The organism is Candidatus Thiosymbion oneisti, from assembly GCF_900092655.1.
In the GTDB taxonomy this organism is placed as follows: Bacteria; Pseudomonadota; Gammaproteobacteria; order Chromatiales; family Chromatiaceae; genus Thiosymbion; species Thiosymbion oneisti.
This window is the reverse complement of the sequence record NZ_FLUY01001714.1, coordinates 1-15,019: the sequence shown is the minus strand read 5'-3', so window position 1 is coordinate 15,019 and position 15,019 is coordinate 1. Positions and strand designations below refer to the sequence as shown.

The window sequence follows — 15,019 nt, the reverse complement described above, 5'->3', positions numbered from 1 at the left end:
CCGTCGCCGCGGCGCGGGTGGAACCGAAGGGCCCGGATTCCCGGCCAACGCCGCTGGTATCCCCCGTGGCTGAGGTTAAATACAGCCGCGCCGCTTTGCCGGCGCACTCCAAAGCAGTCCGGAATCCATAAAGAGCCAATTTTTAAATGGTTAGCGTAGCACCCAATTTCATCTAATTTTACTCGTTGTCATTTCGAGCGAAGCGAGAAATCTTGTAACTTAAGTGGTCCTCTTACCGCCAAAGATCTCTCCCTTCGGTCGAGATGACAGGGAGTGGCTTTACCATGAAATTTTCAGCGCAACTGGGTAATAGAGCGGTTCATTAACCACGCCCCATTGCTTGATTTGATCCCCTCACCCCGGCCCCCTCGCTGCGCTCGGGGCAGACTCTCTCCCGGAGGGAACGGGGGTGAAGCTTATGGCGTGTCCAACCCACTGCTGATGGCGCTGTTTCCATTTAGACCTTAACCACTACCCGCAAATGAACGCTAATCGATGCAAATCAGTCACGATCGGTTCACCATCATCGACGGTTCTGGGTCCATTTGCATTGATTTGCGGCTAACTTTTCCGGGGGAATCCTGCCGGCTCGAGGTTATCGATAGTACTCCGCCAAGCCCTTGTCAGCGATCTCCTGATTGGCACGCAAGGCTTCCTTGACCATTTCGCTAACATCAAAACCGGAACGGGGGGCACTTACCGCCGCCATCGGGAGCGCCATCGGGTGGTCACTCGACTCCAGCGACTCCTGGGTCGACTTCAGCGCCTCGGCGGCCTTGCGACTCCCCGACAAGGCCAGGCCCATGGCTGCGTATTTGCCCAAGTCCTCATCCTGCTCCGCTGCGGTAGCAGCGAAAGGACCGGCTGCCGCGGGGAGGCCTTCGGTCCGCACCTGGGGTTTCAGGGTTGTCGTCAGGTAATCCAGGGCCCGTTGACTCCCGGATTTGTTGATCAGGTACCCGAGCGACATGATGGCAGCCGTCTTGGCCCTGCGTTGGCTCCGATTCGGCGTGCCTTTCTCCTTGAGTCTCTCGACGAACGCGATCATCGGCTCTACAGCGCTTTCATCGCCGATCATCCCGAGGGTGACAACGATGTTGGACCAATGGTCCTGCTCCTTGGGTTCCTGCAGCATCTTCAGCAAGGTAGGCACCACAGAGGCATCGTATTTGCTCGCCTCCGCGTAGGGCACGCCGTGAATGTAAAATTGCCGCACGAATTCTTTAATGTCCATCGGCCCCTGGCCTTGGCTCACTCCGCTTCCGGCCCACGTCAGGGATATCAATGCTGTCAGGATCTTCAGATTGAGATTGCGCATGGTCTACCTCCAGGTTGTGTTCGATCTTTACTCGAACAAGTCTCCGAACCATCAGAAATTTCATTTTCGAAGGGCGCTACATTCGGCTCGATTTATCTTCTTGTTCCTGGCACTGAGCCATTTGTGCATGAGCGCACTGTCGGCATTCCGATGACCCCGGCCCTTAACGTGGCCATACTCATGGGCCCACAAGATACCTGCCTTATCCGAACTGATCGGAACGACAGCTAATGATTTGTTTTGCTGCGCGCAGCCATAGGCAACCACATACCTGCCGCACCAGTTGATCTCGTCGACCAGTTTTACGTCTCCCGGCAGCCTCATGATGGTATCGAAATCGGCCTGGCTGTCGATGCTGCCGGTTCCGGTATTGAACTCGGTGACGTCGCCTTTCCGTACCAATCTGACCGGGCAGGCCACGTCGTCTGTGCCGTCTCCGGTCTGCAGGATTTCGGTGGCATCGGCCAAGATGCAGTCCACGCACTTGTTATCCAGGTCGGTCTTGGTGTGGCGGCGTACTGTCAGTTTTTGCCTGACCAGGTTGACAGGATCCCCGTCGATCACATTGGTGCAATCCCTATTCCCATAGTTGCAATAGTCGTTGCCGGTAGAGGAGCAACCTGCAAGCACGACTGCGGCAAAAAATATTAAGGGTGTTGTTTTCATACCCATCTCCTGCGGCCAGGTTGGATTGAGATTCATGCTATCGAGGATAATCGGTAATTCTAAGACTTTTCGAACAGTCGATCGGATTCGACTTGGTTCCCACAAAATCCCAGGTCCTCCAGACACTGCCGTAAGGAGATCTGCCAATCCGGCAAGGCTAAGCCGAAGGTCTCCCGGAGCTTGGTGTTGTCCAGCACCGAATAGGCCGGGCGTCGTGCCGGGGCCGGATACTCGCGGGTCGGAATCGGCAGGAGTCTACAGCGGCGACCGCTGATATCAAGAATAGCGCGGGCGAAGTCGAACCAGCTCGTCTGGCCGCCGTTGGTCGCATGGTAGATACCCTTGACCCGCTCCGGATCAAGGTCGCCCCGCAGGATCCGATACAGGATCTGTGCCGTCACCTCGGCTAACATCCGGCTCCAGGTGGGTGCGCCGATCTGATCGTCTACGATGCGCAGCTCCTTCCGCTCGTCGAATAGCCGCAGCATGGTGCGCAGGAAGTTGCTGCCGCGCACCCCGTAGACCCAGCTCGTGCGTAGGATGATGGCATTGGCCCCGGTGGCCATGAGCGCTTGCTCGCCCCCGAGCTTGGTCTCACCATAAAGGTTCAGGGGCTCTGGCGCATCGTTCTCGCGATAGGGACGCTCGGGTTCATCCGAAAACATGCCCGAAAACACGAAATCCGTCGAGTAGTGAACCATAGGTACGCCGCGCCCATGCAACAGATCACCGAGCAGACCGGGTGCCTCGGCGTTGATGCGCCGGGCCAGCTCGCCTTCTTCCTCGGCCTTGTCCACCGCCGTGTAGGCGGCGGCATTGACGACCACATCGGGTGCCGATTCCCGGACCAGCTTGCTTATGGCGCGAGGATCGGCCAGGTCCACGCGCGGTCCCCAGGCACCATCCAGGGACGCAGCGATGAGCTGGCCCAGGGGCGCCAGGGTACGACGCAGCTCCCAACCCACCTGCCCGTTCGCGCCGATCAGGAGGATGTGTGGGCGCGCGGCCGTCTCGTTCAGCATAAGGATGCGGTTTCCTTGTAGACGGGAAGACTGGCGGCAGGGACATCACGCAACAACCTGGCCTCCAGGTCCTTGGGAGACAGGTCGGGTTGACCGTCCAGCGGCCAATCGATGCCGATGTCGGGATCGTCCCAACGCACACAGCGCTCGGTTTCCGGGTAGTAGAAATCAGAGCATTTATAGGCGAACAGGGCAGCGGGACTGGCAACGTAAAAGCCATGGGCGAACCCGGTGGGCACCCAAAACTGGCGCTTATTCTCCCCGGACAGGTGTACGCCTACCCAGCGCCCGAAGGTCGGCGAACCCCGGCGGACATCCACCGCCACGTCGAAGACCTCACCGCTGAACACCTGCACCAGCTTCCCCTGGGGATGCGGCCACTGCAGGTGCAGTCCGCGCAGCACCCCCCGACGTGAGTAAGACAGATTATCCTGCACCAGGTCCCGTGGGATGCCGTGCCGGGCATAGTCGTCGCGCCGGTAGGTCTCCATAAAGAATCCCCGCTCGTCACCGAACACCTTGGGTTCGAGAATCAGGACCCCCGGTAGCTCAGTCACGATTACCTTCATGGCTGGTACAGATGCTCTCACTCACCAATAACATTAAGCGGGCAGGATCACCCTGGAAGATTTAGCCGCAAGTCAACGCAAATACACGCAAATGGATCAAGAATCAGCGATGGGTGGTGTTCCAATCTTGTCGTTTCCGAATATAGGGGGCCTCGAAAAATTCCATGGTGGAGAATCTTTCAAGGTCCCCCGTACTCGGCAACAACAAGATTAAAACACTACCTCGGCGATGATAGCGAATCGATTTCGGCCGATTTGCGTTGATTCGCGTTTATTTGCGGCAAAAAATCATTTCCGATGGAAGAACCAAACCGAGGTTAGCGGTACTTCGGCACCACTTCACCTAAACAGTACAGGATTCACAGGATTTCCAGGATTAACAGGATGTTATAATTGTTATTTAAGAAAAATAATCCTGTTAATCCTGATCATCCTGTCAATCTTGTCCTATTAGCGGTTGGCACGAGGATTATGTCAACAGCCCCTAGCCATCCCGTGCCAGGAGCTCGAGGAGATAGTCGCCGTAGCCGCTCTTGGTGAGCGAATCGGCGATGACCGCAAGCTGATCGGCATCGATCCAACCCTGGCGGTAAGCAATCTCTTCCGGGCAACAAATCTTCAACCCCTGACGCAGCTCGATGGTTTCGATGAAGTTCCCCGCCTGTAGCAGCGACTCGTGGGTCCCGGTATCCAGCCAGGCGACACCCCGCCCCAGCTTCTCTAGAAACAGCTCCCCCTGGGCCAGGTATCGGTTGTTGAGATCCGTGATTTCCAGCTCGCCGCGGGCGGAGGGCCGCAATTCGGCTGCCAGATCGCACACTTGATGGTCGTAGAAGTAGATCCCGGTCACCGCGTAATTGGATTTCGGGTGCCTCGGCTTTTCTTCCAGGCCGACCACACGCCCATCGGGGTCGAATTCCGCCACCCCGTAAGGTTGCGGGTCGCCGACCCAGTACCCGAACACGGTGGCCCCCTGCTCCCGCTCGGCCGCGGTCCGCAGCTGCCCGACCAGGCCCTGGCCGTAAAAGATATTGTCGCCCAGGATCAGGCAGCTCGGATGCGAGGCGATGAACGCCTTGCCGATGATGAAGGCCTGCGCCAATCCACCGGGTTCCGGCTGTACCCCATAGTCCAGGCGTATTCCCCAGCGGCTGCCGTCCCCCAACAAGTCCCGAAAACACCGCTTATCGCGGGGCGTGGTAATGACCAGAATCTCGCGCATCCCCGCCAGCATGAGTATGGAAAGGGGATAGTAGATCATGGGCTTGTCGTAGACCGGCAGCAGTTGTTTGCTGATGGTGCGGGTCAAGGGATAAAGCCGGGTGCCGGCGCCGCCCGCGAGCACGATGCCCTTTCTGTTCATGGGGGGAACCCGAGACGCTCGCCTCGATAGCTGCCGTCCATGACGCGCTCGCACCAGATCTGATGCTCCAGATACCACACCAGCGTCCGCCGCAGCCCGCTCTCGAAGTGCTCCTGCGGCTTCCACCCCAGCTCCGAGCGCAGCTTGTGCGCGTCGATGGCGTAGCGCCTATCGTGTCCCGGCCGGTCGGCGACGAACTCCTTGAGCTGCCCGTGGGGCCGGTAGGGCGAATGGGGCAGGAGTTCATCGAGTAGCTCACAGAGGGTCGTGACGACCTGCAGATTGGTACGCTCGCTCGCTCCCCCCACGCCGTAGACCTCGCCCGGACGCCCGGCCTCTAAGACCTGCCAGATGGCCCGGCAGTGGTCCGTGACATAGAGCCAATCCCGCACATTGGAGCCATCCCCGTAGATCGGCAACCGCTCCCCCCGCAGGGCCTTCAAAATCACCAGAGGAATCAGCTTCTCGGGAAACTGATAGGGACCATAGTTGTTGGAGCAATTGGTGGTGAGCACCGGCAGGTCGTAGGTGTGATGCCAGGCCCGCACCAGGTGGTCCGCGGCCGCCTTGGAGGCCGCATAGGGCGAGTTGGGTGCATAGGGGGTCGTCTCGGTGAAACTCCCGGTAGGACCGAGTGAGCCATAGACCTCGTCGGTGGAGACTTGCAGGAAGCGGAAGCCGGCCTTGCCGGCAACCCCGAGACCCGCCCAGTACGCCCGGGCACAATCGAGCAGGTTGAAGGTGCCCACCACATTGGTCTCGATAAAGGCGGCCGGACCCTCGATCGAGCGGTCCACATGGCTCTCGGCGGCGAAGTTGACCACTGCGTCCACCCGGTAGTCCCTGAGCAGGCGCCGCACCAGGTCGCGGTCGCCGATATCGCCCTCGATGAAGACGTGCCTGCCGTTGCCCCGCAACGGGGCCAAGGTATCCAGATTGCCGGCGTAGGTCAGCTTGTCCAGATTGATGACCTGGACAGCCGTCTCGGCGATGAGAAAATGGACGAAATTGGCACCGATGAAGCCGGCGCCGCCAGTCACCAAGATGCTTCGCATGAAGGATTTGGAAGGGTTGGACATACCGAACCGGAGTTTCCCCGTATTCTTGAAGTCGATGCAGCATAAGTATCATCTAAAGGGAAATATATCAGAAATACTCCACCTATATGCAAGATAAAGGGCACCGCCTTTATTTACGTGATTTCCATCATTATACAACCTGGCCCCCTCATAATGAGTCCTGCAATACTCACCCTCGTTATCGCATAAAAAATCCGTTGGAAACATGGTGGCGACATTGCTAGATGATGCGATTTCCCTGATCGTATTCGTAACCCAAGCTAATCGCTTAAGAACAAGGCTTTTAGGCACAATGGCACAACGCTTCGTGAGCCCTTTTTCGGAGTACAGAATGAGCTGAAAGTTGTCACACTTCCACAATGGTATTTCGTGGTCCGCTACCTGGCCAAACACAATAGGTGTCAACCCGAGCTTTTTTATTTTATCTATTGTTTCGGCCAATCTCTTTTTAAAAGTTCTTTTGGAATCAGCAACACTGAATTTCGGGTCATCTTTATCTACCAACAAATGATGTGGTGGCCTTTTCTTAAAGTATATTCCTCGCTCAAACATCAAGTCCCATCTTGCGGATAGGATAACATATTCATACCGCATTGCATTTTCCTCAACAAACTCCTCCCAAATTCGAGTTTGCCTTTTACATGCCAACTGTATTTCCGGTTCATTTTTAATCGCCTCCGGCACATCATATAAATTGTAAGTATTGAAAATCGGAGGACATCCCCCTGAACTGCTGAAGATCGTCGTCCCCAGACCGTATTTTTCATATAAATAGTTTGCCATCCAATAGTATTGGCTAGCATGGCTATCTCCGATAATCAAAATGTCCTTCTTATCACCAAAATCGAGTACTGCCGACCACCTGTTGATCTTTTTGTAGTGGTCATGGAGTACGTTCTTTTTAGCGTGCTCATCAAGACCGTAAACATCCCCCAAGTCCGCTCCCCTGGAAACACGCCACTTCCATCCACTATTCACCCATACATAGGCTCCAAGTACCACCACCAGAAGCGTGAGCGATACACAAATGAAACCAACGGCTCCTTTGGATTGCGCACCGCCGGTGTACCTGGGTCTTCTGAACGGCTGCTCGATAAAATAATACATCATATAAGCTATAACAAAGGACGCAACCACTATTATGATTTTATCGCGCGCAACCAGCTCGTCGTATAGATAGTATTTATAGAAGACAATCAATGGCCAATAGGCTAAATAAAGTGAATAGCTTATAAGCCCAATGTTAACCGCGACTTTATTATTCAGCAGCTTACTGGAAAAAACCGCATTCCCTCCACTGTAGATAACCAACGCGGCCCCAACACAAGGAAGCAGCGCGTAATAGGATGGAAACAATGTTTCTTTGGTATAGAAAACGACAGAGATAGCGATAAAGACCAGCCCGGTCAGAAAAATGACATCTGAAACGATTCTGCTTTTCGGCTGAGTGTGAACGAACCACACTAGGCTGGCACCAATAGCAAACTCGAAAACACGAAATGGAGCAAGGTAAAAAATCGTTGCCGGACCCTCTTTTATCCATTCAGCTACGGTAGATGACAGGTCTGATATGAAGGAAACCCGTCCATCCAAAAAGACCTGATTCAGATAGAGGCTGAATGCGCCACTGATCATCAGGAAAATCGGCACACCGTATTTAAATCCAGTTCTCAACAAGGTGACAAGGACAATCGGCCAAAACAAATAAAACTGCTCCTCGACACTTAACGACCAAGTATGAAGCAACGGCTTAACGGACGATTCCAAATCGAAATAACCAGACTCACTCCAAAGATAGAAATTTGAAAGACTAATCGCCGCGTGCAGAAGTGAACCACCAAACCGCTCAAAGTGTTGCGGCGAAAACATAAGTAAAGCAAAAACAAAACTGACAACGAAGGTGAAGAACAAGGCTGGGAATAGACGCCTTGCCCGTCTCACATAGAAGTTTGAAAAACTGAATTTCTTTTTCTCTACTTCATCCTTAATCAAGCGCGAAATCAGAAAACCGCTGATTACAAAAAAAACATCTACCCCGACAAATCCGCCACTGAACATTTCCACATCGAGGTGAAACAACAATACCGAACTGACCGCAATCGCCCTCAACCCATCGATATCGGGTCTATAGCTTGCGCCACGCGTCTTTTCTCCCAAAGGCTGTATCAACTTTTTATCCTTGGTAAGCGCTCAAAAATAAGCAACACCCTCGATCATGAAAATCCATTGGCACCGACGGCAGGGTTCCATTTTCCGAGAACGCTGTCATGGCGCATAAACCTCGATGCCATTAAAGTTAAGCGTCACCGGTGCCATTTGTGAGAGAGGTATCCTTTCACCGTGAGGCCAATCTGGGCGCGGGTGCGCTATATGGCTTCCAAGGTGGTGCGGGACGAAGCGAGTAGGATGCCGCTTAAACTGCGCTCGATGTGGCTGAACAAGCGGTGCTCGATCGGGTGCTACTTGGCGGTGTACGGCGGGTCAGGGGTGATACGCCGACGCAGACCCAACCGGGCGCTCAGCGCCACAAGGTCTTCCTTAAAATAGTCTGTAATCTCTCGGAACTTGACCCAGGCGCCATCAGAAAGGAATGTCGTCGTCGAAATCCGGCTTACCGGCCAGCTGAGAGCCACTGTCATCGGTCGCTTGGGAACCACTGCTGCTGCCAGTCGGGGGGGACCCAGTCGGTGCCGGTGCCGGTCCTCCCGGATCATCGGCGAAGGGCACCGAGGAGCCCGAGCCCCCACCCCGGCTGTCGAGCATCTGCATGGTGCCGTTGAAATCCACCACCACCTCCGTGGTGTAGCGATCCTGCCCGTCCTGTCCCTGCCATTTGCGGGTCCGCAGCTTGCCTTCCACGTAGATCTTGGACCCCTTGTGCACATACTGCTTGACGATCTCGGCCAGCTTCCCGAAGAAGACGACCCGGTGCCACTCGGTACGCTCCTGCGTCTCGCCGGTGTTCCGGTCCTTCCAGGACTCACTGGTCGCCAGGCGCACGTTGGCCACGGCATCGCCGCTGGGCATGTAGCGCACCTCAGGGTCGGCACCCAGGTTACCGATCAGGATGACTTTATTGACCCCTCTTGCCATATACCCTCCCATGCGATGGTGGATTTTATACTTGGACTGCGGAATGCCCTGGAGCAGATTCTCGTACCGCCCGCCGGTCAAGCGGTGGGTATGCCAGGGTAACCGAATGATAACGATAGATAGGAAGCAACGGGTTGCCTAGTACCCCTGCACACAAAATCTGGAAACAAAAACTACGAATCACGCGAATCGGTACGAATTGGATCTTTTCCTACAGGAGTACAATGCTCGTTCCCACGCTCCAGCGTGGGAACGCCGTCTTGTCCGCTCCAGCGGACTTTGCTCCTCTGTACTTAATAGGCGTTTACGCTAGCCTATCTGGCCGCTTAGTAACAGGTCAAAAACAACGTGAACAAATATCCCTGGTTGTGCGCGCTCACCGACCGATCCATCATCGCCAGGATATTCAATTCGTATTGAACCACAGAGGACACAGGGAAAAGATGCATAATTTGTTAGTGAACTGTTCCTTATCGACGCTGGGGCGTCGAGATCCCTCGTGCGTCGGGACAAGCTTGCTCCCACGCTGGAGCGTGGGGAGCCAGCCGACGTTTTTTTCAGTCAGCTGGCTCGAAGTCACTCGGCATCATGTTTAATTGCTCAGCGCAAGGCATTGTCAATAAGTTCTTGGTAGTCCTGTTGGTCCGATTTAGCTTTGAAATACTCTACTAATCCGGTATCGATAAGAACCGATTGTCTCTTTGGCGTTGGTTCAAACCCAATGCGGAAAACAGCACGTTCCATATCCTCCTCGGTAACTCGCGGATATTCATCAACGAAATCCACGCCATGCTTTTCAACCATCACGCCAAACTACTTCAGCTGCAGCGGAAACGCTGGGCTTGGAAAGCAACAACAAACTAAACCCTTTACCAAAGGCGGTTGTGATATTCCAGTCTAATCGTAACAAGATATCTTCGGTACCGTTGTGATCAAAATCACCGCGTCCCATCAACACATAGGTGATAGCCAAATCACCGCTAAGGATCGCTTTCGTGCTGTGAGAATCAATCGTGCTAGTCTCCAGCGCGGGCTCGGCATCTTTCAGCAACCCCTTTCGCCCATCGAGCGAGCTTCCTCCTAAATCGGGAATAGCCGTGGCGGGAAGACCTGCGATAAACGCATGGTCAAAAGCAGCAGGCCAATGACATCGGGTGCCAGCAATTGCATTATGCCACATTGTGACCGCTTTGCAATTTATTTGCATTAATCGCCAAAGGTGGTATTGGTGCGTGGCTACATCAGTTGCGGGAGTTTTTTTCACATCATCACAGTTCTTGAACGAGATCGGATTGCCGCCGGCACCGTCGAGTTCATAGTCTATCGTTACAGTATCGCCGCCGCTACTCATTGAAACAAAGCCGACGAATTGGTCGGTATTAAAAAAATATCGTGCGTAATTTGGTTTGGCCAAGGTTTCATGACACTGGAGCGCGGGAGCCAGAGAAAAGAAGCTCGGATAAAGGACGTCTTGCTCTTTCGTCTGCAGATTACGCAGATTCGCGCAGATTTCTTGAAAGGGCCATGTACTTTTAACCACGACCCGGATTTCAATAGCCTCGACGGCTTATTAGTCTGTAGCCGCAGCGTGTCATCCCGAGCGCAGCGTATGATTTTTCAATTCTGCCCAATCGAGGCGGCGCTTGTCCACCTTGAGATAAGCGAGCCCTTCGTCCATCGCTACCACCGCCTCTTCCACCCCTGGGATCTCCAGGAGGCGGTGTTGCAGGTCGGCACCCTCCGCTTCCGTTCCGGCACGGATACGCACGACCTGGCTGCTGACGGGACGCGGATTGACCATAGATTGGGCAACCAAGAACCAAACGACCGCCATTGCCGCACAGAACAGAAAGACCGCATCCATCCCGTAGGCCTGATGCACCCAACCACCCAGGAGTCCACCGCAGAAGGCCCCGGCAAACTGTGAAGTCGCGAACACACCCATGGCGGTACCTTTGGCATCGGCGGGCGCGAGCTTGGAAATCAGAGACGGCAGGGCGGCCTCCAATAGATTGAAGGCGGTAAAGAAAAGGAACAGAAAAAACGCCAACCACCACAACCCGACATCGAGCAGATAGAGCCCGGCAAGCGTCAGGGCCAGGGCCAGCACCGCCCCGAGAAAGACCGGCTTCATGCGTCCCTTCCCCTCTGCCTGGATGATGAAGGGCACCATCGCGACCATGGATAAGAGCAGCACCGGCAAATAGACCCACCAATGATGGGCGGCATCCAGACCTTGCCCCTCCAGTGACAAGGGGACCACCAGAAACAGAGACGTCATCATCATGTGCAGGATCAGCACCCCCAGATCCAGCCGCACCAGCTCCCGGGCCTTTAGCACCCGCCCGAACTGGCTCGCCACCGGCTGGGCATCCCGGTGCACGCTGGAGCGGTCGGGGGTCGGAACCACCAGGGCCAGGATCAACATACCGCCCACGGCCAGCCCGGCGGTGAGCCAGAAGATACCCACCAGGCCGATCCAGTGCCCCAGCACTGGCCCCAACACCAGGGCCAGCGCAAAGGCGACACCGATGCTCACCCCGATGCCCGCCATGGCATGGGTCCGGACCTCCTCCCGGGTAAGATCTGCTGCCAGGGCCATGACCGCGGCGGCGATGGCCCCGCTGCCCTGTAATACTCGCCCGGCGATCACACCCCCGATGTCCTCTGCCAGGGCCGCCACCAGGCTGCCGAGTGCGAACAGGACCAACCCGCCGAAGATCACCGGCTTGCGGCCGATGCGGTCCGAAAGCATGCCGAACGGAATCTGGAGCACGGCCTGGGTGAGCCCGTAAGCGCCGACGGCGATCCCGATCAACAGCGGGGTCGCTCCGGTCATCCCTTGGGCATACAGGGCAAAGACCGGTAGGATCAGAAACAGGCCCAGCATGCGCAGCGCAAAGATTCCCGCCAGACCCGCGGCCGCTCGCCGTTCGGATCCCGTCATAGGCAGTACGGGTAGTCTGGAACGCCCCATGTAATCGGCCTTTCCTCCGACGCAAAAGATTGAATTATAGTAACAGCTTAGCCTGCGCCCGGTCCCGGCGGATTGGCGCTAGGGTAACTGTCAGGTCCCGTAGATTATGTGGAATTTTTTCACAGTCTCGGGAGCGTAGGAACGAGCCAAACAAGCATGCCGCGGAGGTGGTGCGTGAGCCCTGTCAACTATTATCGGGGCGGTTTCCCACCGGCTGACTTGAACTGGTCCCGGCTGATCCCGTTGATCGGTCCGGCCAATGCCGCCATTGCTCGCTATGAAGGGGTACTGCACGGCATTCCCAACGCCAATGTCCTACTCTCTCCGTTGACGGCACAGGAAGCGGTGCTCTCAAGTCGCATCGAGGGAACCCAGGCGACGCTCGGCGAGGTGCTGGAGTTCGAGGCGGAAGGAGCAGACGAGGACGAGAGTACGCCGAAGAAAGCGGATATCCGCGAGGTGCTGAATTATCGAGCGGCCCTGCAGGAGGCCGCGGCACGGCTTGCCGATCTTCCGCTGTCCCAACGCCTGTTGAAGGATACCCACCAAGTCCTGATGCAGGGGGTACGCGGGCGCCATAAATCGCCCGGCGAGTATCGGAAAGTTCCCAATTGGATCGGTCCCCACGGCTGCACGATCGAGGAGGCTCGTTTCATTCCCTGCCCGGCGAATGATCTACCGGAAGCCATGGCAACCTGGGAACGCTATCTGCATGACGAGACCCCGGATCGATTGGTACAGCTCGCGTTGGCCCATGCCGAATTCGAGGCACTTCACCCATTCCTCGATGGCAACGGTCGTCTAGGGCGCCTTATTGTGCCGCTGTTTCTGTGCGAAAAGGGTTTGCTCTCAGCGCCGAATTTCTACCTCAGCGAGTACCTGGAGCAACATAGGGACAGCTACTATGAGCATCTTTTGGCTGTGTCACGTGATGGAGAGTGGAGTGGCTGGGTAGCGTTTTTTTTACGTGCGTTAATCGCTCAGGCGGAAACGAATCAGAGCCGTGCCCTGCAAATTCTGGAGTTGTACAACCAGCGCAAGGACTGGATCGTGAAACGGACCCACTCGCAATATGCCATCCGTGCCCTCGACTGGTTTTTCTCCCGTCCGATCTTCAAGACCTCGGATTTCGTCGCCACTTCGGGCATCCCGAAACCGACGGCAAACAGGATCTTGCGCGAGGTGCGAGATGCGGGACTGCTGCTCGAGCTGCGGCCCTCCGGAGGACGGCGTGCTGCAGTGCTGGCGTTTTCCGGGCTGATCAATATCGCCGAGGGGAATCGGGTACTTTGAGGCTCACCCATGAACGGCTAGGGCGTTAGCGGATCACGTATGACAAAATATGAGCCACAAAATCGGATGTGACCAGCTCGAGCCATCAGGCTTCCATCACTGCACCAACGCGAGCTCTCGCCCCACCGTTGGAAACCTTCGACTCACCAACACCGAGATCGACGCTTGCAAACGCCGAGGATTCCTCCCTATACTCAAGGCCACCCGCGGGTGTAGTTCAATGGTAGAACCTCAGCTTCCCAAGCTGATGACGTGGGTTCGATTCCCATCACCCGCTCCAGATCATCGACCGTCCCCGAGGTTGATGCCCGGAAGTCAAGGGACGCGCCATTTACGAGCGACGCGACAGCAAAGCCGCGAGTCGGATCGCCTCCAACATGGACTGGGGGTTGGCGGAACCTTCACCCGCCTTGTCGAACGCCGTGCCATGATCGACGGAGGTGCGCACGATCGGCAGGCCAAGGGTCAGGTTGACCCCGGCCAGCTGTCCCCAGACCCCGGTGGCTGCATCATAGTGAAAGCCCATCAGCTTGGTCGGGATATGTCCCTGGTCGTGATACATCGCCACCACCGCGTCGTATCGACCCCCGCGCAGCTTGGAGAACAGGGTATCCGCCGGTAGCGGTCCCTCCGCCCGGATGCCGGTCGCACGTGCGGCGGCTACGGCCGGGGCGATTTCCCGTTCGTCTTCCGTGCCGAACAGGCCGCCCTCGCCGCAGTGGGGGTTCAACCCGGCAACGGCGATGCGCGGGGCCGCGATGTCCATGTGCACCAGGGCTCCATGGGTCAGCTCGATGACCTTCAGAACGCGGGGGGTCTTTACCCGGTCACAGGCCTCCCGCAAGGAGACATGGGTAGAAACATGGGTGACCCGGAAATCGCCTTCGGCGAGCATCATGGTAAAGTCCGCGGTCTGTGTTAGATCGCCGTAGAGCTCGGTGTGGCCGGCGTAGCGACACCCCCCCGCGTTGAGTGCCGCCTTGCTGATGGGGGCCGTGACGGTTCCGTCGATCGCCCCGACCAGCGCCAGGGCGATGACTTTGGCCACATAGTCGAAGGATGCCTTGCCCTGGACCGCGGTCACTGCCCCGAGCCGCAATGCCGACAAGGGCAACTTCCCCAGATCCAGCACATCGACGGCACCATACTGGTAAGCCGCGTCCGCTGGTTGGCCGCAGGCCCGTACCTGGAGCCCCAGACCACAAAAGCCCACCGCATCGCGCATGATCTCCGCGTCGCCGACCACCAGCGGCCGACAGAGGTCATAGACGGCCGGGGAGTCGAGCGCCTTGGCGCAGATCTCCGGACCGATACCGCCGGGGTCGCCCATGCTGATGCCGAGTAGTGGTCTAGTGTCTAGTTTCAACTTATTCTACATATTTATCGTCCTGGGACTTGACATCTACGCATTCCATAGCGGCATAGCTTGTACTCGGAACTTGAAATTATGCAGATATCACGTCCCAGAACGATACCTGTTCGGCAACAAGCGTAAACTATGCCACAGGCGTGGGGAGAAGGAGCCTTCGAAGCTTTCCAGCAACGTTTGGCTGAGTTGCAGACCAATACCATTAAGTTAAGCCTCAAAGCCCCTCTCCCGGCGGGAGAGGGGTTGGGGAGAGGGCGAACGAAAACAGGG

General features: G+C 56.4%; 13 protein-coding genes and 1 tRNA gene. 2 read left to right on the top strand and 12 right to left on the bottom strand.

The window, feature by feature from the left end:
• Nucleotides 1–595 precede the first annotated feature (595 nt).
• From BQ17_RS18150 to BQ17_RS18100, 11 genes are all read right to left on the bottom strand, one after another.
• Nucleotides 596–1,318: a HEAT repeat domain-containing protein gene (locus tag BQ17_RS18150; protein WP_089729525.1), complete on the bottom strand. Its 723-nt coding sequence runs from the start codon at nucleotides 1,316–1,318 to the stop codon at nucleotides 596–598.
• A 60-nt stretch (nucleotides 1,319–1,378) separates the two neighbouring features.
• On the bottom strand, nucleotides 1,379–1,984 hold the full coding sequence (locus tag BQ17_RS18145) for a hypothetical protein (RefSeq protein WP_089729523.1): 606 nt from the start codon (nucleotides 1,982–1,984) through the stop codon (nucleotides 1,379–1,381).
• A gap of 59 nt (nucleotides 1,985–2,043) precedes the next feature.
• Nucleotides 2,044–3,006 carry a dTDP-4-dehydrorhamnose reductase gene (gene rfbD / locus BQ17_RS18140; RefSeq protein WP_089729521.1) on the bottom strand — a complete coding sequence of 321 codons (963 nt, stop codon included), beginning with the start codon at nucleotides 3,004–3,006 and terminating at the stop codon, nucleotides 2,044–2,046.
• Nucleotides 3,000–3,575, bottom strand: coding sequence for a dTDP-4-dehydrorhamnose 3,5-epimerase (gene rfbC, locus BQ17_RS18135; protein WP_089729519.1), 576 nt, complete (start codon nucleotides 3,573–3,575; stop codon nucleotides 3,000–3,002). Before rfbC ends, rfbD begins: the two co-directional genes overlap by 7 nt.
• 484 nt (nucleotides 3,576–4,059) lie before the next feature.
• Nucleotides 4,060–4,938, bottom strand: a complete 879-nt coding sequence (rfbA, locus tag BQ17_RS18130; protein WP_089729517.1) for a glucose-1-phosphate thymidylyltransferase RfbA — start codon at nucleotides 4,936–4,938, stop codon at nucleotides 4,060–4,062.
• On the bottom strand, nucleotides 4,935–5,993 hold the full coding sequence (gene rfbB, locus BQ17_RS18125) for a dTDP-glucose 4,6-dehydratase (RefSeq protein WP_089729528.1): 1,059 nt from the start codon (nucleotides 5,991–5,993) through the stop codon (nucleotides 4,935–4,937). Before rfbB ends, rfbA begins: the two co-directional genes overlap by 4 nt.
• A gap of 72 nt (nucleotides 5,994–6,065) precedes the next feature.
• On the bottom strand, nucleotides 6,066–8,186 hold the full coding sequence (locus BQ17_RS18120; protein WP_089729515.1) for an acyltransferase family protein: 2,121 nt from the start codon (nucleotides 8,184–8,186) through the stop codon (nucleotides 6,066–6,068).
• Between the two features lie 411 nt (nucleotides 8,187–8,597).
• Nucleotides 8,598–9,110 carry a single-stranded DNA-binding protein gene (gene ssb, locus BQ17_RS18115; protein WP_089729527.1) on the bottom strand — a complete coding sequence of 171 codons (513 nt, stop codon included), beginning with the start codon at nucleotides 9,108–9,110 and terminating at the stop codon, nucleotides 8,598–8,600.
• 600 nt (nucleotides 9,111–9,710) lie between these two features.
• Nucleotides 9,711–9,917, bottom strand: coding sequence for a hypothetical protein (locus BQ17_RS18110; RefSeq protein ID WP_141699363.1), 207 nt, complete (start codon nucleotides 9,915–9,917; stop codon nucleotides 9,711–9,713).
• Entirely contained in the window at nucleotides 9,907–10,650 is a 744-nt protein-coding gene (locus BQ17_RS18105; RefSeq protein WP_089729511.1) for a hypothetical protein, read from the bottom strand. The genes BQ17_RS18110 and BQ17_RS18105 overlap by 11 nt, the downstream gene beginning before the upstream one ends.
• A 51-nt stretch (nucleotides 10,651–10,701) precedes the next feature.
• On the bottom strand, nucleotides 10,702–12,087 hold the full coding sequence (locus BQ17_RS18100) for an MFS transporter (protein ID WP_256091674.1): 1,386 nt from the start codon (nucleotides 12,085–12,087) through the stop codon (nucleotides 10,702–10,704).
• A gap of 174 nt (nucleotides 12,088–12,261) precedes the next feature.
• Between BQ17_RS18100 and BQ17_RS18095 the strand changes: the two genes are divergently transcribed.
• Together BQ17_RS18095 and BQ17_RS18090 are read left to right on the top strand one after the other, a co-directional pair.
• Entirely contained in the window at nucleotides 12,262–13,380 is a 1,119-nt protein-coding gene (locus BQ17_RS18095) for a Fic family protein (RefSeq protein WP_218068345.1), read from the top strand.
• Between the two features lie 206 nt (nucleotides 13,381–13,586).
• A tRNA-Gly gene (locus BQ17_RS18090) sits at nucleotides 13,587–13,660 on the top strand.
• A 51-nt stretch (nucleotides 13,661–13,711) separates the two neighbouring features.
• Here BQ17_RS18090 and pdxA read toward each other — a convergent pair.
• Nucleotides 13,712–14,746, bottom strand: coding sequence for a 4-hydroxythreonine-4-phosphate dehydrogenase PdxA (pdxA, locus tag BQ17_RS18085; RefSeq protein WP_218068344.1), 1,035 nt, complete (start codon nucleotides 14,744–14,746; stop codon nucleotides 13,712–13,714).
• Nucleotides 14,747–15,019: the final 273 nt, after the last annotated feature.